Annotated in this window: 27 protein-coding genes; 4 read left to right on the forward strand and 23 right to left on the reverse strand. The window is 59.7% G+C overall.

Features of this window, described 5'->3' with window-relative positions; translation table 11 throughout:
* Window positions 1-92 precede the first annotated feature (92 nt).
* The 10 genes from gltA to nifB all read right to left on the reverse strand — a co-directional run bounded on the left by gltA (window position 93) and on the right by nifB (window position 9545).
* Complete coding sequence (gene gltA / locus WBK19_RS18730; protein ID WP_511292477.1) at window positions 93-1391, reverse strand: citrate synthase; 1299 nt, start codon at window positions 1389-1391, stop codon at window positions 93-95.
* A 357-nt stretch (window positions 1392-1748) separates the two neighbouring features.
* On the reverse strand, window positions 1749-3362 hold the full coding sequence (locus tag WBK19_RS18735) for a methyl-accepting chemotaxis protein (RefSeq protein ID WP_511292479.1): 1614 nt from the start codon (window positions 3360-3362) through the stop codon (window positions 1749-1751).
* A 294-nt stretch (window positions 3363-3656) separates the two neighbouring features.
* Window positions 3657-4607, reverse strand: coding sequence for an ADP-ribosyl-[dinitrogen reductase] hydrolase (draG, locus tag WBK19_RS18740; protein WP_511292481.1), 951 nt, complete (start codon window positions 4605-4607; stop codon window positions 3657-3659).
* A complete protein-coding gene (locus tag WBK19_RS18745) occupies window positions 4586-5161 on the reverse strand; it encodes a nitrogen fixation protein NifQ (RefSeq protein ID WP_511292483.1) in 576 nt (191 codons plus the stop codon). The genes draG and WBK19_RS18745 overlap by 22 nt, the downstream gene beginning before the upstream one ends.
* A 14-nt stretch (window positions 5162-5175) precedes the next feature.
* A complete protein-coding gene (locus tag WBK19_RS18750) occupies window positions 5176-5538 on the reverse strand; it encodes a 2Fe-2S iron-sulfur cluster-binding protein (RefSeq protein ID WP_226498288.1) in 363 nt (120 codons plus the stop codon).
* Window positions 5539-5716: 178 nt separating this feature from the next.
* Window positions 5717-6004, reverse strand: coding sequence for a 2Fe-2S iron-sulfur cluster-binding protein (locus WBK19_RS18755; RefSeq protein WP_226404730.1), 288 nt, complete (start codon window positions 6002-6004; stop codon window positions 5717-5719).
* A gap of 25 nt (window positions 6005-6029) precedes the next feature.
* Window positions 6030-7301, reverse strand: a complete 1272-nt coding sequence (locus WBK19_RS18760; protein ID WP_511292485.1) for an FprA family A-type flavoprotein — start codon at window positions 7299-7301, stop codon at window positions 6030-6032.
* Window positions 7279-7758: an ArsC/Spx/MgsR family protein gene (locus WBK19_RS18765; protein ID WP_511292487.1), complete on the reverse strand. Its 480-nt coding sequence runs from the start codon at window positions 7756-7758 to the stop codon at window positions 7279-7281. The genes WBK19_RS18760 and WBK19_RS18765 overlap by 23 nt, the downstream gene beginning before the upstream one ends.
* Entirely contained in the window at window positions 7758-8036 is a 279-nt protein-coding gene (locus WBK19_RS18770) for a 4Fe-4S binding protein (RefSeq protein ID WP_511292489.1), read from the reverse strand. Before WBK19_RS18770 ends, WBK19_RS18765 begins: the two co-directional genes overlap by 1 nt.
* Window positions 8037-9545 carry a nitrogenase cofactor biosynthesis protein NifB gene (gene nifB / locus WBK19_RS18775; RefSeq protein ID WP_511292491.1) on the reverse strand — a complete coding sequence of 503 codons (1509 nt, stop codon included), beginning with the start codon at window positions 9543-9545 and terminating at the stop codon, window positions 8037-8039. It abuts the gene before it with no gap.
* A gap of 262 nt (window positions 9546-9807) precedes the next feature.
* On the opposite strand from nifB, the gene WBK19_RS18780 reads away from it, so the two are divergent.
* The gene (locus WBK19_RS18780) at window positions 9808-10014 is read left to right on the forward strand and encodes a hypothetical protein (protein WP_226404737.1); all 207 of its coding nucleotides are present in this window, start codon (window positions 9808-9810) and stop codon (window positions 10012-10014) included.
* Window positions 10015-10331: 317 nt separating this feature from the next.
* Window positions 10332-10991 carry a YiaD family glycine zipper/OmpA-like lipoprotein gene (locus tag WBK19_RS18785; protein ID WP_511292493.1) on the forward strand — a complete coding sequence of 220 codons (660 nt, stop codon included), beginning with the start codon at window positions 10332-10334 and terminating at the stop codon, window positions 10989-10991.
* 45 nt (window positions 10992-11036) lie between these two features.
* On the opposite strand, the gene WBK19_RS18790 is transcribed toward WBK19_RS18785, so the two are convergent.
* Entirely contained in the window at window positions 11037-11510 is a 474-nt protein-coding gene (locus WBK19_RS18790; RefSeq protein WP_511292495.1) for a VF530 family protein, read from the reverse strand.
* Between the two features lie 132 nt (window positions 11511-11642).
* On the opposite strand from WBK19_RS18790, the gene WBK19_RS18795 reads away from it, so the two are divergent.
* The gene (locus tag WBK19_RS18795) at window positions 11643-12992 is read left to right on the forward strand and encodes a (Fe-S)-binding protein (protein ID WP_511292497.1); all 1350 of its coding nucleotides are present in this window, start codon (window positions 11643-11645) and stop codon (window positions 12990-12992) included.
* 80 nt (window positions 12993-13072) lie between these two features.
* Here the strand turns inward: WBK19_RS18795 and WBK19_RS18800 are convergent, their stop codons facing one another.
* The 7 genes from WBK19_RS18800 to WBK19_RS18830 are packed head-to-tail and all read right to left on the reverse strand — an operon-like array spanning window position 13073 to window position 18095.
* Entirely contained in the window at window positions 13073-13465 is a 393-nt protein-coding gene (locus tag WBK19_RS18800; RefSeq protein WP_511292499.1) for a NifB/NifX family molybdenum-iron cluster-binding protein, read from the reverse strand.
* A gap of 14 nt (window positions 13466-13479) precedes the next feature.
* Window positions 13480-14334, reverse strand: coding sequence for a ModD protein (modD, locus tag WBK19_RS18805; protein WP_511292501.1), 855 nt, complete (start codon window positions 14332-14334; stop codon window positions 13480-13482).
* Window positions 14334-14729 carry a hypothetical protein gene (locus WBK19_RS18810; protein WP_310494389.1) on the reverse strand — a complete coding sequence of 132 codons (396 nt, stop codon included), beginning with the start codon at window positions 14727-14729 and terminating at the stop codon, window positions 14334-14336. The genes modD and WBK19_RS18810 overlap by 1 nt, the downstream gene beginning before the upstream one ends.
* A 10-nt stretch (window positions 14730-14739) precedes the next feature.
* Window positions 14740-15810: a molybdenum ABC transporter ATP-binding protein gene (modC, locus tag WBK19_RS18815; protein ID WP_511292503.1), complete on the reverse strand. Its 1071-nt coding sequence runs from the start codon at window positions 15808-15810 to the stop codon at window positions 14740-14742.
* 1 nt (window position 15811) lies between these two features.
* Window positions 15812-16489, reverse strand: a complete 678-nt coding sequence (modB, locus tag WBK19_RS18820; RefSeq protein ID WP_511292505.1) for a molybdate ABC transporter permease subunit — start codon at window positions 16487-16489, stop codon at window positions 15812-15814.
* Between the two features lie 21 nt (window positions 16490-16510).
* Entirely contained in the window at window positions 16511-17257 is a 747-nt protein-coding gene (modA, locus tag WBK19_RS18825; protein ID WP_511292507.1) for a molybdate ABC transporter substrate-binding protein, read from the reverse strand.
* A gap of 19 nt (window positions 17258-17276) precedes the next feature.
* On the reverse strand, window positions 17277-18095 hold the full coding sequence (locus tag WBK19_RS18830; protein WP_511292509.1) for a TOBE domain-containing protein: 819 nt from the start codon (window positions 18093-18095) through the stop codon (window positions 17277-17279).
* Window positions 18096-18297: 202 nt separating this feature from the next.
* Here WBK19_RS18830 and WBK19_RS18835 point away from each other — a divergent pair, with 202 nt between their 5' ends.
* On the forward strand, window positions 18298-18726 hold the full coding sequence (locus WBK19_RS18835; protein WP_511292511.1) for a TOBE domain-containing protein: 429 nt from the start codon (window positions 18298-18300) through the stop codon (window positions 18724-18726).
* Between the two features lie 217 nt (window positions 18727-18943).
* On the opposite strand, the gene WBK19_RS18840 is transcribed toward WBK19_RS18835, so the two are convergent.
* From WBK19_RS18840 to WBK19_RS18860, 5 genes are all read right to left on the reverse strand, one after another.
* On the reverse strand, window positions 18944-20539 hold the full coding sequence (locus WBK19_RS18840) for a diguanylate cyclase domain-containing protein (protein ID WP_511293090.1): 1596 nt from the start codon (window positions 20537-20539) through the stop codon (window positions 18944-18946).
* Entirely contained in the window at window positions 20421-21221 is an 801-nt protein-coding gene (locus WBK19_RS18845; RefSeq protein ID WP_511292513.1) for a Crp/Fnr family transcriptional regulator, read from the reverse strand. Before WBK19_RS18845 ends, WBK19_RS18840 begins: the two co-directional genes overlap by 119 nt.
* Entirely contained in the window at window positions 21214-21459 is a 246-nt protein-coding gene (locus tag WBK19_RS18850) for a hypothetical protein (protein ID WP_511292515.1), read from the reverse strand. The genes WBK19_RS18845 and WBK19_RS18850 overlap by 8 nt, the downstream gene beginning before the upstream one ends.
* Window positions 21460-21550: 91 nt before the next feature.
* Window positions 21551-21976, reverse strand: a complete 426-nt coding sequence (locus tag WBK19_RS18855; RefSeq protein WP_511292517.1) for a hypothetical protein — start codon at window positions 21974-21976, stop codon at window positions 21551-21553.
* 351 nt (window positions 21977-22327) lie between these two features.
* Entirely contained in the window at window positions 22328-22969 is a 642-nt protein-coding gene (locus tag WBK19_RS18860) for a response regulator (protein ID WP_511292519.1), read from the reverse strand.
* Between the last annotated feature and the right edge of the window lie 3 nt (window positions 22970-22972).

The following is a 22972-nucleotide window of genomic DNA, read 5'->3' on the forward strand; positions in this document are numbered from 1 at the left end:
CCGAAATTTCCGGTTGACCGTGGGATTGCTGCCGGTGGACGAAAAAAGGCCGGCCGGGAAGGTATTTCCCCGGCCGGCCTTGCTTGCCTGTGTTAGCCGCGCTGGGCGAGCGGCACGACGTCCCGTTTGGCGGCGCCCATGTACAACTGGCGCGGACGACCGATCTTGTATTCGGGATCGGAAATCATTTCTTCCCACTGCGTCATCCAGCCAACCGTGCGGGCCAGCGCGAAGATGCAGGTGAACATTTCGGTCGGGATGCCGATGGCTTTCTGGACGATGCCCGAGTAGAAATCGACGTTCGGGTAGAGCTTCTTCTCGACGAAGTAGGGATCTTCCAGGGCGATCCTTTCGAGTTCCATGGCCAGCTTGAACAGGCGGTCATTTTCGAGGCCGAGTTCGGTCAGCACTTCGTTGCAGACCTTGCGCATCAGCGTGGCACGCGGGTCGAAGTTCTTGTAAACACGGTGGCCGAAGCCCATGAGCTTGAACGAATCGTTCTTGTCCTTGGCGCGGGCGATGAACTCGGGAACGCGCGAGACGTCACCGATTTCTTCGAGCATCTGCAGGCAGGCTTCGTTGGCGCCGCCGTGGGCCGGGCCCCACAGACAGGCGATGCCGGCCGCGATGCAGGCAAACGGATTGGCGCCGGAGGAGCCGGCCAGACGCACCGTCGATGTCGAGGCATTCTGCTCGTGATCGGCGTGCAGCGTGAAGATGGTGTCGAGCGCGTTGACCAGCACCGGGTTCGGGACGTACTTCTCGCACGGATTGCCGAACATCATGCGCATGAAGTTGGCGCTGTAGCTGAGTTCGTTGTCGGGATGCATGAAGGGCATGCCGATGTTGTACTTGTAGGCCATGGCGACGATGGTCGGCATCTTGGCGATGATATGGATGAAATTGGTATTGCGATGCTCGGCATCGGCGAAATCCATGGCGTCATGATAGAAGGCCGACAGGGCGCCAACAACACCGGTCATGACGGCCATCGGGTGGGCGTCGCGACGGAAACCGGAGAAGAATTTGGCGAGTTGCTCATGCACCATCGTGTGATGCGTGACGGCGCCTTCAAACGCCGCTTTTTGCTCGGCGTTTGGCAGTTCGCCATTTTTCAGCAGATAAGCCACTTCGAGGAAGTTGCAGTTCTCGGCAAGCTGCTCAATGGGGTAGCCGCGATAAAGCAGCTGGCCGACGTCGCCATCGATGAAGGTGATTTTCGACTTGCAGCTGGCCGTGGAGAGGAAGCCGGAGTCGTAGGTGAACAAACCGGTTTTGGCGCCTAATGTACGAATGTCTACACAGTCGTTGCCATGGACCGGCGTCATGATCGAAAAATCGACCGGTGCCAGACCGTCAATGCTCAGTGTTGCCTTGCGTTCGATAGTCATTTTTACTCCCTGGAAAAGTCATCTATTGGCTATGCGTCATGAAACCGATGGCGGATATGGAACAAACGCCGATTTTTTATTGGTGATTTTGGATTCAAGCAATACACATGCCTTGAACTGCCAAAAAAGGCCGAATGCGACCAAACCACTGTCAGCCCGCGAGGGTAACAGGCAATACTTACCTGAACCTTGGGCAAAGCGAATAAGGCAGCACCAAAGCGGCGTTACTTTTCAGCAAACGCTCATTTTCGGTGCGTTATCCCAGTGGTCCGTATCGAGGCGCCGGTTCTCTGCGCCATGAAAAAAAGCCAGTCGGGCCGGCGCGGCCAAACTGGCTTTTTCGGCAGCGGGCCGGCTTTAGAAGCGGAAGTTTCCGACCGCCGTCTTGAGCCGGTCGGAAACGGCAACCAGGGCGGTGGCCGTGCTGGCCACCGATGCGACGGCTGCCGAGTTTTCTTCCGACATCTGGGCGATGGTTTCGACGTTGCGTGAAAGCTCGGTCGAGGCACTACGCTGTTCGCGCATGGCCTCCGAAATTCCGGTGATCGCATTGCGGACCATTTCGGTGGCATTGCGGATGCCATCCATCGAACTGCTGGCCGCTTGGGAGGCCTGGACGACATCGGTGACCAGATGGCAATTGGCCTGCATGCTGGTCACGGCACCCGAGACGCTGCTCTGGATAGTCGAGATGACGGTACTGATTTCCTGAACCGACAAGGTTGTCCGTTCGGCCAGTTTGCGCACCTCGTCGGCCACCACGGCAAAGCCGCGGCCCTGTTCGCCTGCCCGCGCCGCTTCGATGGCGGCATTGAGGGCGAGGAGGTTGGTTTGGTCGGCGACATCGCGGATAACGGTGGTGATGTTGCCGATCTGCTTGACGTGCTCGGAAAGGGTCTGGATCTGCCGGGCCGTTTCGTCGACGCTTTCGGCAACCCGGTTGATCTGCTGGGTGGCGGTTTCAACGCCCTTGCCGCTGGTAATGGCCAGATCGCCGGCGGCACGGGCTTCCTCGCTGGCATCGTCGGCACTGCTGCCAACGTGGTCGATGCTCACGGTGAGTTCTTCGACTGCGGCTGCCGAGGCAGCGGTCGAGCTCGACTGGCTCTGGGTGCTGGCCGAAACCTGTTGGGCGGTGATCGAAAGCTGGGCGGCCGAGGCGGCCAGCTCGTCGCTGCTGGAAGCAATGGCGCCGACGGTGCGGGCGAGGTCCTGACGCATTTTTTCCATTGACTGGATAAGCATGCCGGCTTCGTCATCGGAACTGCTCTGCGGCGCATTGCGACTGGAAAGATCGCCGGAAGCAATGCTTTCGGCCAGCCGGTTGGCTTCACGCAGGCGTGAGGTCAGACTGTTGCGGATCTGCAGGCCAAGGCCGCCGACGATCAGGATGGCAACGAGCCCAATGGCGAGGGACGACCAGGTCGCAAGATCCTTGGCGGCCAGGCCTGCCTCCGCTGACTTCTTGCCGAGTTCAGCATTGAAGCGCATATGGGCTTCCAGCGCCTCGTTGAAATGCCTGGCCACATCCGACGCAGCCGTCAGTTTCTGGCGAGCCTCGTCATTTTTATTCTGGCGCGATAGTTCAAGGATGGGTTTCAGCGATTCACGATAGTTCGCGAAGGTTTTCTTGTTTTCATCGAGCAGCCTTTGGTCTTCTGCGTCGAAAATCAGCTTGTCGTAAGCGTTCAGGGCATGTTCGGTGTTCTTGAGCCCTGTCTCGATGCTGGCATCGATTTCCGCAATGGCTTTGGGGTCCGTGTTGAGCACGTGACGATAAACACGGACGCGAACCTGGCCGAATTTGAGCAGTGCTTCGTCGAGCACCAGAATGCTCGGGACGATATTTTCGTTGCTGAAATTGGCAGCGGAGTAAACCCGCTGCATCTGGATCATGCCGAGTCCGGCGACGAGAATCAGCGAAGTGATCGATGTGGCAAGCAGGATTAGCAAGCGTTTTGACAGGGTCATATTCTTCTCATTGGGGATGGCTCGAAACGCCAAGTTGGTTGTTATCGAACATATCATGGGCCTGACATCATCTGGTGATTACTATATTTGATATACAGCAAAAAGTATAGATATATCAATATTGACAATCCGTCCGCAGGTATGGTGAATCCGGGTCGATTGCTGATTTTAATGAGCGTTAGTCTCTGGGATTCTGCCGGCGCGTGGAAGCCAGGGCATGAACGGTTCCCGGTCGTGTCTTGCGCTGAGTTGGCGGGGGGGCGAGGTCGACGACACCGACCTCGAATTCCTGATTCAGGAGTGGCCCGATATGGCGAGCAGGGCGCGGGCCTGGTCAGGGCACTGGGCGGAAATCTTTTCGTCGATCACCTTCAGCCAGCGATTTGGAATGCTCTCCATACCGTAGCGGGCGCCGGCCAGCATGCCGGCGATGGCGCCGGTGGTGTCGGCATCGCCGCCGCGATTGACGACATCAATCAGGCAGTCCTCAAAGGTATCGGTAGCGAAGAAGGACTGGAAAACGGCTTGCATGGTATCGACGACGAAGCCGCTGGGGTTTTCGCGGCGGCGTTTGTCGTAGGCGAAAACGGGAAAGTCACTGACCAGCTTGCCGGCCCGCTCGCGTTCGACCTCGATGGGGTCGCGGCCGGCCAGGAAATCATGGACCATGAAGATCAGCGTTTCGCAAGCCGCATCGGAAAGCGTGTTGTGGTGCGTGACATGGGCCTGGGCGCGGTTTGCGATTTTGACCGAATTTTCCGGTTGACCGTAGCAGGCCAGGGCGACGGGCAAAACGCGCATCGCGGCGCCGTTGCCGGCGTCGTGTTCGGACGCGACGGCTTCCGGGTTGCCGGTCTTGCGGAAAGAGATCAGGTTACGGCGCACCGTGTTGCCGATGTCGACCGGCTTGGCCCGCATCCAGGCATCGAAGGCTTCGGCCGCGGACATGGCGTCAACACGGCCGCGGGCGATGATCGACTCGCCCAACGCCAGCGACATGGTCGTGTCGTCGGTAACCTTGCCCGCCTTCAGGCGCAGCCAGCCACCGCCGGTGATTTCGCAGTGCAGGCCGATCTGGTGGCGGATTTCATTGGGGGTCAGAAACTCGACCGTGGCGCCCAAAGCGTCGCCGACAGCCAGGCCAAGATAGGCCGCCATGCCGCGGTCGACGTGCGGCGCGTAGGCCGGAATGGGGCGCCGGCGCACCGGCGCGGATTTGGCGATCAGTTCTCCGGTCCAAAACATTTGGCGTAATCCTTACAAACCCCACACGAGGGGGCGGGGCAAACGTAGATGCCTTCGCGCGAACAGAACTGGCGATAAAGGAATTTCTTCCACTTCATGTCGCCGGTGTTGGCGCGGGCGAGGGCCGGAAAGTTTACCCACATGAGCCGGGAAAGTTCTTCCCGGTTGGCCAGACCGAGATCCTGCCAGAGATGGTCGCGGCCGGCGCAGGCGGTGGCGACGATGTTGGCGATGAGCAGTTCGGACGGGTATTCGCAGGCGCGATGGTCGAGCAGCAGCTTTTGCAGGTCTTCCCATTCGGGAATGGCTTCAACGGCGCGCGATGGGCCGCTGACGTCAAGCCGGGGAAAGTAGGTGTGGAGCAGCGCGGCATGAACGGCCTTGCCCAGCCCGAGATCGGCTGGCAGGCAGCCGGAATCGGTCACTTGCCCGGCGACGATGCTGGCCAGCAGCGAACGATTCGGATCGGCCGCAGCCTTCGCCGTCGCCGCCGGCATGGCCAGCAGCTCGGCGAACAGGGTGGTGCGGTAAGGAAGCCGATCCGGACCGTTCATGTCACGCTCGTTACTTACTTGCTCGGATATTCGACCAGGATGTCTTCGTCACGGACGATCATCTGGCAGGCCAGGCGCCACTGGGTCGGCGGGATGTCGTCGACGTACATCTGCTCGATCTGGGCCTTGGTGATGTGGCCGAGTTCGGTCAGCGCAGCGACTTCGCGGACATTGAGCGGGCCACCCATCGGAGCGCGCTTGCCGTCAACCGACGAAACCTTGACCAGACAGGTGCCGCAGTTGCCTTCCTGGCAGCCGAAGTCGATCGGGATGTGATGTTCCTTGGCCAGCGCGAGGATGGTCTGGGTGTGGCTGCCGGCGACGGCATAAACCGTCTTGTCCTTGTGCAGCGGGCTGGTGAAAGTGATTAGTGCCATTTCCTAAGTTCTCCTGGAGAGCGGGTTGATTTGAATTTCTCTGTTGGGGTTGGGTCGATTTCTTTTAACGATGCTTTTAATCTTGTTCGGTACGTTCGCCGTCATTCCCGCTAAAGCGCGAATCCAGTCCTTGGACCTCTGGATTCCCGTTCAAGGCGGGAATGACGGTGTTTAATGTTCATGCCGGCTTGACGACAATATCGCCGCCGATGATCTGCGCCTGGCAAGCCAGCCGATGGCCGCGCGGTGCCATGTTGTCTTTGAGCACCTGGTCTTCGAGGATGCTCGGCGGGGCGAGGAATTCGCCGCCGGAGATGATCTTGGTCAGGCAGGTGCAGCACTCGCCTTCGCGGCAGCCGTAGGTGATGCCGGCGCCGACTTTTTCCGAGACTTCGATCAGTCGGGTGCCGGCCGGCACGGTGACCGTGACGCCGATATCCTGAAAAGTGACTTTTGCTTTAGGCATTATTTTTCCCCCTGTTTGTCATGTGTTAGGCGAGCGCCGCCATGTCGATCTCGCGGTGCTCGACCCTGCCCGTCAGGTGACGGGCCAGTTGTTCGCCGAGATCACGGCAGGCTTCGAGTTCACTGGCATCCGGCACCAGCTTGATACGCAGTCCTTCGACCGGGACGCGCAACTTGAGGCCGCGCAGACGATCCTCGATCAGCCGTACCGCTTCGCCGCTCCAGCCATACGAGCCGAAAGCGGCGCCCAGCTTGCCCTTGACGTTGACCGTGGTCAGCGACGAAAGGACATCCCAGATCGGTTTGACGGCGTCGGCGTTGATCGTCGGGCTGCCGAAGGCCAGGCCGTCGGCTTCCTCGATCAGATCGGTGAAGATGCCCGATTCGCCGCCTTCGAGGTCGTACAGCGAAACGCGTACGCCGCCGATGGATTCGGCGCCGGCAGCGAGCGATTCAGCCATGCGCCGGGTATTGCCGTAGGCCGAGATGTAGAAGACGACCAGTGTCTTTTCGCTGCGCGCCTCGTTGAACAGTCGCGGCGTGGCCAGTTCGCGGTAGCGATGCACATAGTCGCGCGGCGCGTGGCGCAGGATGGGGCCGTGCGCCGGGGCGATCAGGTTGATCTCGAGCGGCTCGATCAGCGCGATGGCATCGAGTACATACTCGCGGAAGGGCCGCATGATGTGCGCGTAGTAATACTCGAACGAGAATCGGAAATCGCCGACCGTGTCGTTGAACAGGCGGTTGTCGCAGAAATGACAGCCGAAGATGTCACCGGTGAACAGCAGGCCATCCTCGACGAGATAGGTGCACTGCGTGTCCGGCCAGTGCAGGTAAGGCGTGTGCAGGAAGCGCAGGGTGCGGCCGCCGAGATCGACGGTGTCGTCGGTGGTGACCGGAATGTATTCGGGCGGCTTTTCGCCGGAGGGCTTGAGCAGCGCTTTCAACATCATCTGGGCGCGGCTCGACAGATAGACCTTGGCCTGCGGCGCGCGCTTCAGGAGTTCGGGCAGGGCGCCGCTGTGGTCCGGCTCCAGGTGATTGAGAACGATGGTGGTGATTTCGTCGTAACGGGCCACCGATTCGAGTCGACGGAAGAAATCGTCGGCGAAGTTTTCCTTCACCGTGTCGATGATCGCCACGCCGTTCTCGCCGCGCACGACGTACGAGTTGTAGCTCGTGCCGTTGGCGGTTTTGAGGATGATGTCGAAACTCCGCAGATGCGGGTCGAGGGCGCCCACCCAGTGGACGCCCGGCGCAATTTCTACGGCGTTGTCAGTGAGTGCCGCAGCGACCATGGCTGCTTTCCTCTTCCTCGTGATCATGCGCGTGGCTGCCGCAACTGCCATGGCCTTCCGGACCATGCACGCAGGCTTCGATATTGCCTTCCGGCAGCTCGACGTTTTTCAGGCCAATCCACGCGTCGACCGCAGCGATGTCGAAACCGACCAGCCGTTCCTCGCCGATTTCCATGAGCGGGCGGCGGATGAGCAGCGGGTTTTCGAGCAGCAGATCCAGGGCATCCTCGAAACCGAGGTTCTCCGGGACGATTTCACCCGACTTGATATCCGTTGCGGCCATGTTGAACCAACTGGCGACCGGCAGCTTGCCAAGAAAGGCGAGCAGGCGATCAGCCGTCCAGGCTTCGGTCTTGAGACTTTTGGCCTGGACGGTGTGGCCGGCTGCAGCGAGCAGGGTCTTCTGGCGAAGATTGCCCTTGCAGCCGGGTTTTTCGTAGAACGTGACAACCGCCATTACGCTGCGTCCTTCCACATGCCGAATTGCTTGAGCTTTTCGATCGGGATGCCGGTCAGCGAACCGGGCGGATTCAGGAAAGCGCCCAGTTCATCGACGATGGCCATTTCAATCGGGCAGATCGCGGCGCATTGCGGCACGCTGTGATCGCCCAGGCACTCGGTGCATTTGTCGTCATCGATCAGGAAGTGCGGCTTGTCTTCGTAGATCGCATCGTTCGGGCAGACATCGACGCAAGCCCAGCAATTGACACAGGATTCGGTGATTTGCAGTGCCATTTACGCCACCTTCAGGGTTTCTGCTGCCGGACTCAACTTGCCGGTCGCCGCGATTTCCTTGTACACCGCCATCACGGCTTCCTCGATCGGCTCCATCGCGTGTTCGCCGTTCGGCGCGATGCCGGCGGCTTCCAGCTTGGCCCAGGGCTCGAAACCGACCTTGGAACAGAGCACGACTTCGCAGCCTTCGAGCACGCGGATGTTGCGGTCGAGCAGCGATTCGGTTGAGCCAGCCTCGGCCACGTCGCCATCCCCGCAGGCATCCATTCCGCCGCAGTAGAGCTCGGTCTTGCGATGGCTCATGAAGCGCACGCCAGCCGGCGAGGCTTCGTAGATCAGGAACTCCTTGGCGTGACCGAAGTGCTCGGCGACGACACCGTTCTTGCCGGCCACCGCCATGAGCACCGGGCGGGCATCAGCCGGGATGCCGAGTTCTTCGGCCTTCGGCTTGACGATGCCGCGCTTGGCGTCGAGCTTTTCGATAATCTCGTCGTGGACAACCTTGCGACGGACCATGGCGGCTTCGTAATCAACCTCCATGACGTCGATCTTGTCCATGGTGAATTCGTCGCCACGATCTTCGCCGAGCAGGCCGACCGCATCGGCGCGGCACTGGCGGCAGTGGCGCATCATCGCCATGTCGCCGGCACAGGCGTCCTGCAGGTCTTGCAGCATTTCCGGTGTCGGTTCCGGCTGCTCCATGATGCCGTAGTAGGTGCCGTGTTCAGCTTCGGCGATCAGCGGCATGACGTTGTGCAGGAAGGCGCCCTTGGCCTTGACGATCTTCGAGACTTCCTTGAGATGCTCGTCATTGACGCCCGGGATCAGCACCGAGTTGACCTTCACCAGGATGCCGCGGTCGGTCAGCATCTGCAGACCGAGCTGCTGCTGTTCGATCAGGATGCGTGCGCCTTCGACGCCGAAGATGCGTTTGTTCTCCCAGAAAATCCACGGGTAGATCTTGGCACCCACTTCCGGATCGACGCAGTTGATGGTGATCGTCACGTGGTCGATGTTGTGCTGGGCAATACGGTCGACATACATCGGCAGGTTGAGGCCGTTGGTCGATACGCAGAGTTTGATATCCGGGGCGCGCGCCGAGAGCTCTTCAAAAGTCTCGAACGTACGGGCCGGGTTGGCCAAGGGGTCGCCAGGTCCGGCGATGCCGAGTACCGTCATCTGCGGGATTTCGGCGGCAACGGCAAGCACCTTGTTGATCGCCTGTTTCGGCGTCAACACTTCCGAAACGACGCCCGGACGGGATTCGTTCGAGCAGTCATACTTGCGGTTGCAGTAATTGCACTGGATGTTGCAGGCCGGGGCCACGGCAACGTGCATGCGGGCGAAGTAGTGGTGCGCTTCTTCCGAATAGCACGGGTGGTCCTGAACTTTGGCGCGAATGTGATCGGGCAGATGGCCCAAAGCGTCCGGGGCCGTACCGCAGCCGCTGGATGCACAACCGCCGCCTTCAGCGGCTGGGGCAGAATTGCTGATAACTGGTAGTTCCACGATGTCGGCTCCTCGAATGCAGTCGAAGCCTATTCAGCAATCGCTGTGCCAGAGGTGTTTATTCAATTAAATCAGCGGGATGCATATTTCTGCCGAAGGGCGTGTTGGCCTCCTTGTCGCATTTGCGACAGCGCTGCAGTGCACAAGCGACGAGCGGCCGCAGGCGGGAAAATATCTCTTAAGCAGCGGTACGGCATTTCAATTACCGGCGCCGGTCGGTACACTGCGCGCATCTATCCCACGACCATTTGGAGAACGAAGCATGCGAGGTACCTTTGAGTACAAGCTGGACGGTAACGGCGACGCCATTAAACTGAATGTCGATCTGGATGCAGTCAGCGCCAATGCCCTGGTTCGACTTGATCGCTACATCAACTGGGCCGATGTCCTGAAACTGACCGACAACGATCCTGAGGCCGCCTACGCCGCCGAACGCCTGCACACCGTGTTGCAGCACATGGGCAAGTAAGCCCATGTAAGGGATTTTCGGCCGGGGTTAAGCAACCCCGCCGGAGGAGAAGGAGCCTGGGCTTGCGCCTTGTGCTCCTTTTTTGTTGGTGCGTTCAGCTGACACCGAATCGCGTTGCCACGGTCAACCGGAAAAAATGACCAAAATCGAAACGGGTATGAATCCGCAGATTCGAACTGCGCTGGATGGGCTTCGGGAATAGATTAGCGTTTGCCCGGCCGTATGTTCGACAGCGAACAAACCGGCCTGTCTCGTTTGGGTATGGTTGCCTTGTCGCTTGCCGCGATATATCAACGACTATCCAAAAAGGCCACATCATGAACAAAGGCAGCCAAACTTTCGCCGTCGCAGCAGTCGTCATCAGTCTTGTTTCAGGCTGCGCCAACATGACGGAAACACAACGCACCACCGGCACGGGCGCGGGGATTGGTGCGGTGGCTGGCGCGGTCATCGGCGGATTGACCCAGGGTGATGCCCAGGGCGCAGCGGCCGGCGCGGCAATTGGCGGAGCGCTCGGCGCGGGGGGCGGCTATTTGTGGTCGCAGCGCATGCAGGAGCAAAAGGCGACCATGGAGCAAGCCACTCAGGGAACAGGGGTGAGTGTCAGCCAGACCGCGGACAACCAGCTCAAGCTCGACATTCCCTCGGATATTTCCTTCGATTCGGGACGCTATGACGTCAAACCCAACCTGCGCCCGATACTCGATCGCTTCGCCGGCACGCTGAACCAGAATCGGGTGACCACGGTAAAAATCATTGGCCACACCGACAGTTCGGGTTCCGATGCGATCAATGGTCCGCTGTCGGTCGATCGTGCCAATGCCACGCGCAGCTATCTTGTCGATCGCGGCGTTGCCATGAATCGCATCAGCATCGACGGTCGCGGTTCGCATGAGCCCGTCGCCGACAACAATACGGCGGCTGGACGCGCCATGAACCGCCGCGTCGAAATCTTTGTTGCTGAGCCGGCGCGCTGAGGACGCGGTTTAAGCCATTTCGCCGTCAGGCAACAAGCCCCGGATTCATTTTCTCCACTTCGCCCAGGGATCCGAATCACTGGCCGAGGTGTTTGAATGGTTTGACGTCCTCTTGGCCGGTGCGGCACGCTGGCTTTTTTCCTGGTCGTGCTGGGCGGCTTTTTTGATGCGTTTTTCTCTCAATCGCTCGGCGTCTTCCAGGCTCAATTCGGCGGGGGGGCCGGGTATCTGGTTCGGCGGCACGATGCGATCCCGGGGCGGCAGTTCGAACTGCTCGTCAGAAGCGCGGGGCAGGCTTTTGAACTTGTACAGATAGAATGCTTCGACCTTTTCGCGCGCCCAATCGGTCTTTTTGAGGTACTTGACGGCAGAATCGATGCTCGGGTTTTTGTTAAAACAATTGATATTGAGATAGGCAAACAGGATCTCGAAGCCGTAGTGATCGACGATTTGAATGAGCAGATTTTTTAAGCTGAGCCCATGCAGCGGGTTGTTCTGGTAATTGATCTCGTCGTTCATGCTGTTGCCTAACCATGGAATAAGGCCGGGATTATACCGATCACTGTCCCTGTTCTGGCCCTTCTTGTCGCATTGCCGACAGTCGCGATGCTTTGATTTTAAAGACTATTGCCGTGGCGCCGGTTTTGCTTCATGTCCAGCATGAAAACCTTTCTCGACTGGTCGGCCTACGACACCTACGGCATGGGCGACGCCTATGCCGGCATTCCGGCGACGGGCGGCAATTACGCTAAGGCGGTTGCCGTCTGCATGAACAATCACCAGTGCCAGCGCGACGGCAAGGGCGTCATGTGCCCGAGCTACCGGATAACCGGCGATCCGGCACATTCGACCGGGGCGCGGGTCAAGGCCTTCAAGGCGGCGCTGAACGGTGAACTCGGCGAACAGCCCTTCATCCATCCCGATCTGGCGGCGGCGATGGACCTTTGCGTCTCGTGCAAGGGCTGCAAGAAGGAATGCCCGAGCTCGGTCGACATGACGCTGATCAAGACCGAATACCTGGCGCATCGCAACGATGAACTCGGCGTGCCGCGTCGGGCGCGACTGTTCGGTGGTCTGCCGGAATGGCTGCATCGCTATCGTCGGCCACTGGCGGCGCTGGTCCGCCTGCGCAATGCGTCGCCGTGGCTGGCCGGGCTGGCCGAGCGCAAGCTGGGGATTTCGGCCAAGCGGCCGATTCCCGAGATCGTCAGTCAGCCTGTTTTCGCCGAAAACACGGAATCCCACGGTCAACGCGGAAAAGTGGCTCTTTTTGTAGACACCTTCACCCACTACTACACGCCGGAAGTGGCCGAGGCGGCTATCGCCGTGCTGTCGGCGGGCGGCTATGCGGTCGAGGTGCTGCGCCCGGCCGCCGACGATGTCGAGCCGGAGCGCCCGCTGTGCTGTGGTCGTACCTATCTGTCGCAAGGCATGGTCGATGCCGCCAAGCTCGAAGGCAAACGGGTGATGGCCGCGCTGGCCCCGGCCCTGGCCGCCGGAACGCCGATTGTCGGGTTGGAGCCATCCTGCCTGCTGGCCTTGCGCGACGAGTTCTACAGCCTGTCGCTCGGGCCCGAGGTCGGGCAACTCGGCAAGCAGGCTTTCCTGTTTGAGGAATTCCTGATGTGCGAGGGCAACAAGGGGCTGAAGCTCGATCTCAAGCCGATCCCCGGCGGCAAGGCGGTGGTCCATGGCCATTGTCACCAGAAGGCCTTTGGCGCCATGAAGTCGATGAAAAAGGTGCTCGGCTGGATACCGGAATTCGAGTTCGAGATCGTCGATGCCAGTTGTTGTGGCATGTCCGGCAGCTTCGGGCTGGAGGCCGAGCATTACGAGGCTTCGGTGAAGATGGGCGAACTGGCCTTGCTGCCGGCCGTGCGCTCAGCGCCGGTTGATGCGACGATTGTGGCGGATGGCTTTTCGTGTCGGCATCAGATCAAGGATGGGACGGGGCGGGACGCGGTGCATGTGGCGGTGTTGCTGGCAAGGGCGCTGGTTTGAAGACCTGATTCGTCACTCCCGCGCAGGCGGGAGTCCAGGGTTGAGCTGGATTCCCGCTTTCGCGGGAATGACGACGGTTCTCAACGCCGTGAAAACAAATCGCGCACCTTGCACAGCGCCAGGGTGATGTCGAAGCGCGGGTCGGGCAGGGCTTCGCCGGCCAGGATGCGGGTGATGGCGACGGCCGGGTCGGTTTCGCCGGTGAGCAACACCTCTGCGCCGCGTTTTTTCATGTGGCGGATGAAACCGTCGCCGGCACTGGCCGCCACGATCAGATCGATGCCGTCGAGCGGGTGCGGCTCCTTGTCCTCGAAGACGTGGAGCACCTGTTCTTTCTCCAGATTGACCCGGCGCGGGGCGGGCAGCAACTGGTTGGAACGGTGGTTGCTCAGGTCGTAAACCAGCCATTGTCGGGTTTGCCCCGCGTGGCTGCTGACGGTTTCGAAGTCCTTGGTTGCGATGGCGATTTTCATGGCGAGCGGCGTCTTTACAGGGCTGTCAGCGTGACCGCCACGTCGCGTGGCGGCGAGAAATACGGGGCGGAGGTGACCAGAATGTTGGCCCCGGCCCGCGCATAATCTTCTGCATTAGCAGAATTTATGCCGCCTGCTGCGGCGATGCGCGTGTGCGAGGATTTCGGAATTAGCCCTTTTATCCGGTTGACCGTGGCAACCGGCATTTTTTCGAGTTGCAGGATGTCGGCGCCAGCCTCTTGCCAGCACAAGGCTTCGGCTTCATCGCCGACTTCGACGACGATGGCGCGTTCTGGCCAGGCGCGGCGCAGGCGTTGTACGGTGGCCGGTGGCGCTTCGTCGCCGAGAAAGGCCCGGTGCTCGGCAAAGATGAGCAGGGTTTCCGACAGGCTCAGGCGATGCGGGCTGGCGCCGCCGGCCAGAATGGCCTTGATCGCCGCGGCCTTGGTGCCGGGGAAGTTCTTGCGCGTGCAGGCGATGCCGATGTCCGGGTTTACGCTGCGGGCGGCGGCGACAATATCGGCCGTGCTGCTGGCGATGCCCGACAGGTATTCCATGAAGGTTTGCGCCGTTTTCCACACCTTGTGCAGGCCGGCGGCGTGGCCTTCAAGGGTCAGGATGGTCTCGCCGGCAGCGAGCCGGCTGCCGCTGGCGACCACGCTGCCGATGCTGTGCAGGCCGTGCAGTTCGCCCATGCGCCGGGCTTCTTCGCTGGCGCAGACGACCATGGGCTGGCGGGCGCGAAAGACGAGGCGTCCGGGCTGGTCGCCGATGCCCAGCGAAAAGGTGGTCGCGTCGCCGCAGGGGACGTCTTCGTCGAGCAGCCGTTCGAGCTCGCTGTCGGGCAGGGAGTAAGGGTTGCCTGTCATCAGCGCGGCGCCTCGGTGGAAAAACTGTAAAAGCCGCGTTTTGGCGACGTGCAGTCGTCGGTGATCGGCTGGCGAAGTATCAGCCAGCGCTCGTCGCGCAAGCGCCAGGCGCGCATGGTTTCGCCGCCGTCGATGGCGCGGTAGAAGTCCTCGTCGTCATCCGAGCGGCAGGTTTCAATCAGGTATTGGTGCGCGTAGTAGCACAGCTTGTCGTCGGCGTCGTAGCCGAGGCAGCGGCTGGCCGGCATTTCGTATTCCCGGTATTCGACAAAATGCAGGGGGGTTTCGGCCATTTCGCGCCACGCAACCGGCAGGCCCGCAGCCCAGTCGGGTGCGCCATCGTCGCGGCAGCCGGAACGGCGTTCGGGCGAACATGAGCGGATTGTTGCCAACATCGTCGACTCCTTATTCCATCAAGGCCACGGATTTGATTTGAACACTGACCGGCAGGCCCGGCGCGATGCCGAGCTGGGCGGCCGAACGGCGGGTCAGGCGGGCGACCAGCTGGCTGGCGCCGATCTGGACGCGGACCAGCAGCAGGCCGGGATGGTCGTCGTCGCCTATCGATTCGACCGTGCCGGCGAGGACGTTCTGGATGCTGCTCGGCACCGGTTCGAGGACGGCCAGGCTGACATCGCGGGCCAGCACGCGAACGCGCACGTGCTTGCCGGGCGGCACGCCGCGATCCCGCGTCCACAAACCGCCGCCGGCGAAATCGACGCGGGCCAGATGCCATTCGCTATCGACGGCGCCGACTGTCGCGTCGAGCACGACCCCGACGTCTTCGCCGAGGTGGATCGGCAGGTCGAGGCGGGCCAGCGTTTCGACCAGCGGGCCGTCGGCAACGACCTGGCCGCCGTCCATGGCGACGATGTGATCGGCCAGGCGGGCGACTTCGTCGGGCGAGTGGCTGACGTAGATGACCGGTATGGCCAGCTCGTCGTGCAGGCGTTCGAGATAGGGCAGGATTTCCTGCTTGCGCTTGAGGTCGAGGGCCGCCAGGGGCTCGTCCATGAGCAGGATTTCCGGGCCGACGGCGAGCGCCCGGGCAATGCCGACGCGCTGCCGTTCGCCGCCGGACAGCGTGTCCGGCTTGCGCTCAAGCAGATGGCCGATGCCGAGCAGTTCGATGGCCTGTTCCAGCCCGACGCGCTGCGCCGTGGTGCTGCGTTTAAGGCCGAAATTCAGGTTGCCGAGGACATTGAGATGGGCGAACAGGCTGGCTTCCTGAAAGACGTAGCCGATTGGCCGCTGATGCGTCGGCAGCCAGGTATTTTCGTCCTGCCAGATTTGGCCCTTGAATTCGAGTCGACCGTGGGATGGCCTTTCCAGCCCGGCCAGGCAGCGCAACAAGGTGGTTTTGCCCGAGCCGGAATGGCCGAACAGCGCGGTGACGCCGCAGCCGGGCAGGGCGAGGTCGACATCGAGCGTGAAGCCGGGCCAGTCGAGTTTGAAACGAGCATTGATGCTGTTCACGTCAGTCTCCCTTCGCCGGCTTGGGGCGGCGGACGTACATGGCGAGCAGCACTGTGAAGGAGAAAATCAGCATGACGGCGGCCAGACGGTGGGCGTCGGCATATTCCATGGCCTCGACGTGGTCGTAGATCTGCACCGAGGCGACGCGGGTGACGCCGGGAATGTTGCCGCCGATCATCAGCACAACGCCGAATTCGCCGACGGTGTGGGCAAAGGTCAGGACGCCAGCGGTAATGAAGCCTGGTTTGGCCAACGGCAGGACCACCGAAAAGAAGGTGTCGACCGGCGACGCGCGCAAGGTTGCGGCGACTTCGAGCGGCCGCTCGCCGATGCTTTCAAAGGCGTTTTGCAGCGGTTGCACCATGAAGGGCAGCGAATAAAACGACGAGGCGACGACCAGACCCCAGAAGGTGAAGGGCAGGGTGCCGAGGCCCAACGAGGCGGTCAGCTGGCCAACCGGCCCGTACGGCCCCATAGCCAGCAGCAGGTAGAAACCGAGCACCGACGGCGGCAGCACCAGCGGCAGAGCGACGACGGCACCGAGCGGCCCCTTCCACCACGAGCGGCTGCGCGCCAGCCGCCAGGCGATGGGGGTGCCGATCAGGAGCAGGATCAGGGTTGTGATCCCGGCCAGTCGTGTGGTCAGCCAGATGGCCTGGAGGTCGCTGTCGGTCAGCATGGTGCTTGGAGTTTCCTTGGATTAGCGCAATTCGTAGCCGAAGGACTTTATCACCGCCTGGGCTTTCTCTCCCTTCAGGTAATTCATCAGGGCAATGGCCGCCGGCTTGTCCTTGCCCTTGGCGAGGATGACCGCATCCTGACGGATCGGGTCGTACAGATTGGCCGGAACGACCCAGCCCGAACCGGAACCGACGGCGCCGTTCTTGATGACCTGCGAATAGGCGACAAAGCCGAGTTCGGCGGCACCCGTTGAAATGAACTGCTGCGTCTGCGAAATGTTCTCACCCTGGACGATCAGCGGCTTGATGCTGTCAGCAACACCGAGCTTGCTCATGACCTGCATGCCGGCCGCGCCGTAGGGGGCGGTTTTCGGGTTGGCCAGTGATAGATGCTTGAAGCCGCCCTTCTTGAGTATCTCGCCCTTGGCGTCGACCAGCCTGGGGTCGGCCGACCACAGCACCAGCTTGCCGATGGCGTAGGTGAAGGCGGTACCGGCGACGGCGTGGCCTTCTTTGACCAGCTTGGCCGGTGTTTCGTCGTCGGCGGCGAGCAGCACGGAAAACGGTGCGCCATTGGCGATCTGGGCGTAGAACTTGCCGGTGGAACCGAAGGCCAGATTGGCCTTGTGGCCGGTGTCTCGCTCGAAGAGCACGGCAATGACTTGCATCGGGCCGGTGAAATTGGCGGCGACGGCGACCTGGACTTCGTCGGCGTGCGCCGTGGCGATGGCGAGCAGGGAAAGGATGAGGGTGCTCAGACGTTTCATGATGGATTCTCCGGGGGGTTCAGGAATACTTGCAAAGAATGACCGACGAGGCCTTGAACACGGCGCAGGCTTGCTCGCCGACGACGAGGCCGAGCTTGTCGACGCTGTCGTGGGTGACGACGGCGCAGACCGATTTGCCGCTCTTCATGCTCAGCGTTATTTCGGCATTGACCGGGCCGTCGTGGATGCGGGTGATTTCGCCCCATAGATGGTTGCGGGCGCTGGTTCTGACGGTCGGGTCATTGAGCAGCAGCACGGACGACGACTTGACCAGGGCGCTGATTTCCATGCCGATGGTCAGGCCGAGACTTTCGGCCGAGTCGCCGGTAATGACGGCGACGATTTCGTTTTCATCGTCGAGCTTGATGCGCACTTCGAAATCGACATGGCCCTCGCGCAGCGCAACGATATGGCCGGCGAACTGGTTGCGGGCGCTGGTTTTCATCGACATGCGCTTGAGCAGCTTGCTGAATTGCTTGAAATCGCTGGCTTCGCCGTCGTTCAGGCTGGCCGACAGGCGTTCCAGCGCCGCCTGGTATTCGGCCTCCAGCGCCCGGTAGAGGGCGATGGTCTTGCGGCCGTGTTCGGTGAGCAGCGTGCCACCGCCGTTCTTGCCGCCGGTCGAGCGCACGACCAGCGGCTGGTCGGCCAGGTTGTTCATGGCATCGACGGCATCCCAGGCGGCCTTGTACGAAATGGGTACGGCTTTTGCTGCCTGAGAGATCGAGCCGTGCTGGTCGATGGCCTCAAGCAGGCGGATGCGGGTGTCGCCGAGAAAGGTGCCGAACTCGGTATCGACTTCCAGTTTGCCGCGCAGGCAATGCAGGATGGTATCCATGATTTCGTGATGTTTAAGTTTATATAGCGGTTACTATAACTCAGGTTTTGGTGCCGGAAATATCCGTAAAATAGTCTGTCGTTATGGTTGTATTGGCAAAACGACCGGCCTTAAAGTGTGAGCGACCCGACAAAAAAGCGTTAGATGTGGTTGTATATAGCGAAAAGCGGGCCAGCTCACTAAACCCGGTAAGGAGAACATCATGAATGTCAGCGCCCGCAATGTATTCAAGGGAAAAATCACCGCTTTGGTCGACGGTGCAGTCAACGCCGAAGTCGAACTCACCCTGCCCGGAGGCGACAAAATTGTCGCAATCGTGACAGAGGGCAGCGTCAATTCACTCGGCCTGGCTGTCGGCAAGGAAGCGGTTGCCTACGTCAAGGCGCCGTGGGTCATGCTGCTGGCCGGCCCGGCCAATGTGAAATTCTCGGCCCGCAATCAGCTGGCCGGCAAAGTCAGCAAGTTGCAAAAAGGCGCTGTGAACACGGAAGTGGCCGTCACGCTGCCCGGCGGCACGACGGTTTATTCCGTGGTGACCAACGAGGCGGTGATGGAGCTGGGCCTGAAAGAAGGCAGCGAAGCCTCGGCGCTGATCAAGGCCAGCCACGTCATTCTGGGTATTCCGGCCTGATTGCCTGACCTGGACAGGAAAAAGGCGGTCGTTTGACTGCCTTTTTATCGGCTTGATGCGGAACGGCGGATTTCAGTTTTGGGCATTTTTTCCGGTTGACCGTGGGAGTCCGAAAGCTGTTCGGATCTAGTGCGTGCGGAGTGTCACCTGCGCAGACCATCGCTTCGCATTGACACTGCGCTTTGATGGAAATGGTGCTGTTTCGGAATCTCCGAATTCACCAGGCTTGTGCCCCACAAAACCGAACCTGATTGCCTCCAGCATGCTTGGCCTGATACATGGCCATATCGGCCCGTTTCAGGATATTTCCCTGGCTCGGTTCATGGTGATTAAAAATAGCAATACCAACACTCGCCGTGCACTGATAAGTCACGACAGTATCGACATCTCCGACATGAGCGATGTTGAGGATGTAGGGTTCCGCCAGGGTAGCACGCAGTTTTTCAGCAATGCTCCCGGCTTGTGAGAGGGATTCAGCCTCGTCAGTATCGAGCTGCGCCAGCATGACAACAAACTCGTCTCCACCAAAGCGGGCCACGGTATCAATCTCGCGCACGCAGCGTTTGAGCCGCTCCGCCACCTGAATTAACAGCAAATCGCCAACCTCGTGGCCGTGCGCGTCGTTGAGCGGCTTGAAGCTATCCAGATCGAGGAATATCAGGGCGCCATGGCAATCACTGCGTGTGCTTGCTGCCAAGGCCCGGCTCAAGCGATCACTGAACAGCCGGCGATTCGGCAGTTGCGTCAGGGGATCATGGAACGCCATTTGGTGCAGCTGCTCCAAAAGCCGGTTGCGCTCGGTGATGTCGCGCGAAACCACGACCACGCGGACAACTTGCCCGTCCTTGTCCTTGATTACATTGCCGCGTGATTCCATGTCACGGATGCTGCCATCGGCCAATACGAAGCGATAATTGATCTGTCGCCCCTGGCCGGAGCGTACGGTTTCGACGAATACTTGTTTGACGCGCTCCCGGTCATCCGGGTGAATTTCCGCGAATGAATTGGTGCCTTGCAAGTCGCTGAGATTGCCAAAAAACTGTTGGTATGAAGGACTGTTGTAGAGCCGTCGGCCCTCCGGATCGAGCACCGCGATGAAGTCGGAAAGGTTCTCTGCAATCAGATGGAAGAACGATTTCTGCTCGCGCAGAGCCTCTTCCAGACGCTTGCTCTCGGTGATGTCGCCAAAGGTAAGGCGATATACCGGCTTGTTGCCAAGGCCAGCCTCGCGAACCGAGCTTAGACGTACCCAAAATGTCGATCCACAACTCTTCATCATGCGTAGATCGCAGGTGTGCAGCCCCGCTGTTGAAATGAGCTGTTGGCTGTAGCAGTGAAACGTATCCTGTTCTTCTTGGGCAATGAAGCGGCGGATTGGCTGTTTGACAAGCGCCTCGCGCGCCACCCCCAACATGTTGGCGGCCGTAAGGTTGGCTTGCGTGATCAGGCCTTCGTCGTCGAGGGTGCAGTAACCAATCGGCGCCAAATCGTAGAGATCACGATAAAGAATCCGTGAATCCTCAAGTTCTGCCTGAGCCTGGCGTAGCTCATGGTTCTGCATCTCGAGTTGGATTTGGTGTACATGCAACTCGTGCAGCAGTTTTCGTGGATCGCTATCTACCAGCGGCCGGGCCGGCAGATATTTTTGGACAAGCATCTCTTCGGCGTGCTTACGCAATTTTCCCTGTTTATGCCTATCGGCACTGTTGTTCATGAAGGTCTTTAAACGCACGGTGGCGCGGCGGCGCCAGATCGGGGCGGCCTTGGTCCCTTGGGTGATCGTGATCATCCAGTGACAAATGGAATAGACGATCAATTTCAACCTTCGCTGCGACATAGCATTCGCAAACGAGGGCTTCAATGCCCGCCCGATCAATTACGGTAATTCGACCTCGGCTGTATTGAATCAGACCTGCCGCCTGAAGCTTTCCCGCCGCCTCGGTGACTGCTTCGCGACGTACCCCCAACATGTGGCCGATCAATTCCTGGGTGACGTTGAGTTGATTGCCGGGTAGCCGGTCCAGGCTGAGCAAGAGCCAGCGACACAGTTGCTGTTTGATGGAGTGATGCCGATTGCAGACTACGCTCTGTGCCATCTGGGTCATCAGCGCCTGTGTGTAGAGCAAGGACAGGGACTGTAAACCGCCACCCTTGATGAGTTCGCTGCGGGCCCTGTCGGCTCGCAGCCGGAATGCATTGCCAGCGCTCTGGACGACGGCGCTGTGGGTGGTGGTTTTTCCACCCAGAATCATCGGAACGCCGACCAGCCCGTCGTTGCCAACTATCGCCAGCTGCGCTGAGGATCCATCCTCAGTGGAAAACCCGAGGGAAACGATGCAGGTTGTCGGGAAATGGATATATCTCTGTCGATCACCTGAGTCGTAGAGAACCTCTCCAAGCGCCAAGCGGGTGAGCTCAAGATTACCCAGCAAGCGAAAATAATCATCGCTCGATAACGCCGCAAGAATGCGGTTCCCTTTCGGGCTATCAATCAAGCTTTTCCCCACAGCGCCTGACGATCTCGGTCATGTCGTCCCGACACTCTTGAAGCATCTCATTGGAAATGGAACTATAGGAATTCTGGTGAATCAGTTTTGCCATCAGGTGATTGAATACCGCGCGCTCGATGCGCGACCAGGCTCTGACGGAATCGGCCGGAAAAACACGATTGGCCCGCTGGATAAACTGATCGTGAGTCTCGTCAGAAGAAACACCATACATTTCAGAAGGCATGTCTCGCTCCTTTGGTTAGTCGCTTTATTTTTTTCTCTGTTGGGGTTGGGGGGCTGGCCATACGCCTGGGTACGACCAGTGGCAACAATTACTACGCAGCGAGTTTTTGGGAACGCACGGTGGACTTGCCAATTCGAATGTCATCAGTCGCCCTCGGCTGAATCAGGGCAAGGTGGTGCTTGAAGACGGCGGAAATTTCCTTTTGCACTTCACTTGCCTGGTCCTGTGCCAGGCGAAGCTTTGCCACCTGGTAGTTCGTTGCGGCGAGCATGGTGTCGCGAGTCAAGTCGATGAAAACCTGCATCCCGCTCTGTATGGCTTCCGGCAAATCAGAAGTCTCCTGGGCAATGCCGCGATCAGAGCATGCATCTCTCAATTGCTGCGAGCTGCGCTCGATAAATCCTTGGGCATGGTCAAATTCGAGGGACATCAGCTCTTCAAAATTGGAAAGAGCCAAGGCGCGCAGTTTGCCGGAAAGATCAATGCTTTGAAAAAGCGGAGCAAGTTGTTGGTTCATGGGAATTCACTCTCAAAGTTGTGGAAGGGGAACGTACACTGTTAAAAATTTGTGTATCAGACGTTGATTAGAGTGTCCCAGAAGCCATGCTAAGCAGATATCAGAAGCACTTACTAGTTCTGTAGGAAAACGAGGCGAGCAACGTAGGAATACACCTACATCACAAGTCATATCACGGAGAGTCGAGCCGCTGATCCGGCGCCGGGGGCACGCTTTCAAAGCATGGCCAGCCGCCGGTACTTGAAACGCTGGCGCGCCTAGCTTTTTCGTCCGTTCGCCTTATTGCCAGATACTTGGATGGTGGGCTTCACTCGCAAGCGATACACCGCAATGTCGTCAAACCGAACTGGATCAGCCGAGCTTGTGCTCGAGAACATAGCGGGTCAATTCGGCATTAGACTGCACACCGAGTTTCTGCAGAATCCGCGCCCTGTAGGTGCTGACGGTTTTGACGCTGACATGGATGCTGTCGCCGATTCGGGTCAACATTATTCCTTTGCTTAGCAGCAATAGAACCTCCATTTCTCGCCGTGACAGTGTTTCGTGAGGCGCTTTGGGGCTGTTCGATGTCACCCCTGAAAGCAGTTGCTCGGCCAGGCTTGGGCTAACGTAGCGAGCGCCATCAACAACAGTGCGAATCGCTGTCAGTATCTGGTACGGCGGACTGTCCTTATTGAGGTAGCCGGAGGCGCCTGCATCCAACGCAGGAATGGCAAACTCCGCCTCCGAGAACATGCTGAAGATGAGCACCGGCAGGTTCGGGCGCATCCGCTTGATACGCTTGAGCACCTCCAATCCGTTGAGGTCGGGGAGCGACATATCGAGCAACACAAGGTCCCATTCGCCACCAGAAATTTGCGCCAGCGCATCGAAACCAGTCTCCGCTTCGGCGGCAATTTCGAATTCATCAGTATTGGCGAGGAATTGACGCAGGCCACCACGGACAACGGCGTGGTCATCGACTATCAGTATCCGCTTAATGATCTTGGTCACGTG

This window comes from Azonexus sp. (genome assembly GCF_049652925.1).
Classification (GTDB): domain Bacteria; phylum Pseudomonadota; class Gammaproteobacteria; order Burkholderiales; family Rhodocyclaceae; genus Azonexus.

Excerpts from the sequence above, each read along its gene's own strand:
- modA (WP_511292507.1), bottom strand. The coding sequence starts at position 17,257 with ATGAAACGTCTGAGCACCCTCATCCTTTCCCTGCTCGCCATCGCCACG.
- WBK19_RS18765 (WP_511292487.1), bottom strand. The coding sequence starts at position 7,758 with ATGGCGGTTGTCACGTTCTACGAAAAACCCGGCTGCAAGGGCAATCTT.
- WBK19_RS18760 (WP_511292485.1), bottom strand. The coding sequence starts at position 7,301 with ATGGTCGCTGCGGCACTCACTGACAACGCCGTAGAAATTGCGCCGGGC.
- WBK19_RS18850 (WP_511292515.1), bottom strand. The coding sequence starts at position 21,459 with ATGCCTTCTGAAATGTATGGTGTTTCTTCTGACGAGACTCACGATCAG.
- WBK19_RS18770 (WP_511292489.1), bottom strand. The coding sequence starts at position 8,036 with ATGGCACTGCAAATCACCGAATCCTGTGTCAATTGCTGGGCTTGCGTC.
- WBK19_RS18735 (WP_511292479.1), bottom strand. The coding sequence starts at position 3,362 with ATGACCCTGTCAAAACGCTTGCTAATCCTGCTTGCCACATCGATCACT.
- WBK19_RS18785 (WP_511292493.1), top strand. The coding sequence starts at position 10,332 with ATGAACAAAGGCAGCCAAACTTTCGCCGTCGCAGCAGTCGTCATCAGT.
- WBK19_RS18835 (WP_511292511.1), top strand. The coding sequence starts at position 18,298 with ATGAATGTCAGCGCCCGCAATGTATTCAAGGGAAAAATCACCGCTTTG.
- WBK19_RS18855 (WP_511292517.1), bottom strand. The coding sequence starts at position 21,976 with ATGAACCAACAACTTGCTCCGCTTTTTCAAAGCATTGATCTTTCCGGC.
- WBK19_RS18780 (WP_226404737.1), top strand. The coding sequence starts at position 9,808 with ATGCGAGGTACCTTTGAGTACAAGCTGGACGGTAACGGCGACGCCATT.
- gltA (WP_511292477.1), bottom strand. The coding sequence starts at position 1,391 with ATGACTATCGAACGCAAGGCAACACTGAGCATTGACGGTCTGGCACCG.
- WBK19_RS18830 (WP_511292509.1), bottom strand. The coding sequence starts at position 18,095 with ATGGATACCATCCTGCATTGCCTGCGCGGCAAACTGGAAGTCGATACC.
- modB (WP_511292505.1), bottom strand. The coding sequence starts at position 16,489 with ATGCTGACCGACAGCGACCTCCAGGCCATCTGGCTGACCACACGACTG.
- WBK19_RS18790 (WP_511292495.1), bottom strand. The coding sequence starts at position 11,510 with ATGAACGACGAGATCAATTACCAGAACAACCCGCTGCATGGGCTCAGC.
- WBK19_RS18750 (WP_226498288.1), bottom strand. The coding sequence starts at position 5,538 with ATGGCACTAATCACTTTCACCAGCCCGCTGCACAAGGACAAGACGGTT.
- WBK19_RS18755 (WP_226404730.1), bottom strand. The coding sequence starts at position 6,004 with ATGCCTAAAGCAAAAGTCACTTTTCAGGATATCGGCGTCACGGTCACC.
- WBK19_RS18745 (WP_511292483.1), bottom strand. The coding sequence starts at position 5,161 with ATGAACGGTCCGGATCGGCTTCCTTACCGCACCACCCTGTTCGCCGAG.
- draG (WP_511292481.1), bottom strand. The coding sequence starts at position 4,607 with ATGTTTTGGACCGGAGAACTGATCGCCAAATCCGCGCCGGTGCGCCGG.
- WBK19_RS18810 (WP_310494389.1), bottom strand. The coding sequence starts at position 14,729 with ATGTTGGCAACAATCCGCTCATGTTCGCCCGAACGCCGTTCCGGCTGC.
- WBK19_RS18800 (WP_511292499.1), bottom strand. The coding sequence starts at position 13,465 with ATGAAAATCGCCATCGCAACCAAGGACTTCGAAACCGTCAGCAGCCAC.
- modD (WP_511292501.1), bottom strand. The coding sequence starts at position 14,334 with ATGACAGGCAACCCTTACTCCCTGCCCGACAGCGAGCTCGAACGGCTG.
- WBK19_RS18795 (WP_511292497.1), top strand. The coding sequence starts at position 11,643 with ATGTCCAGCATGAAAACCTTTCTCGACTGGTCGGCCTACGACACCTAC.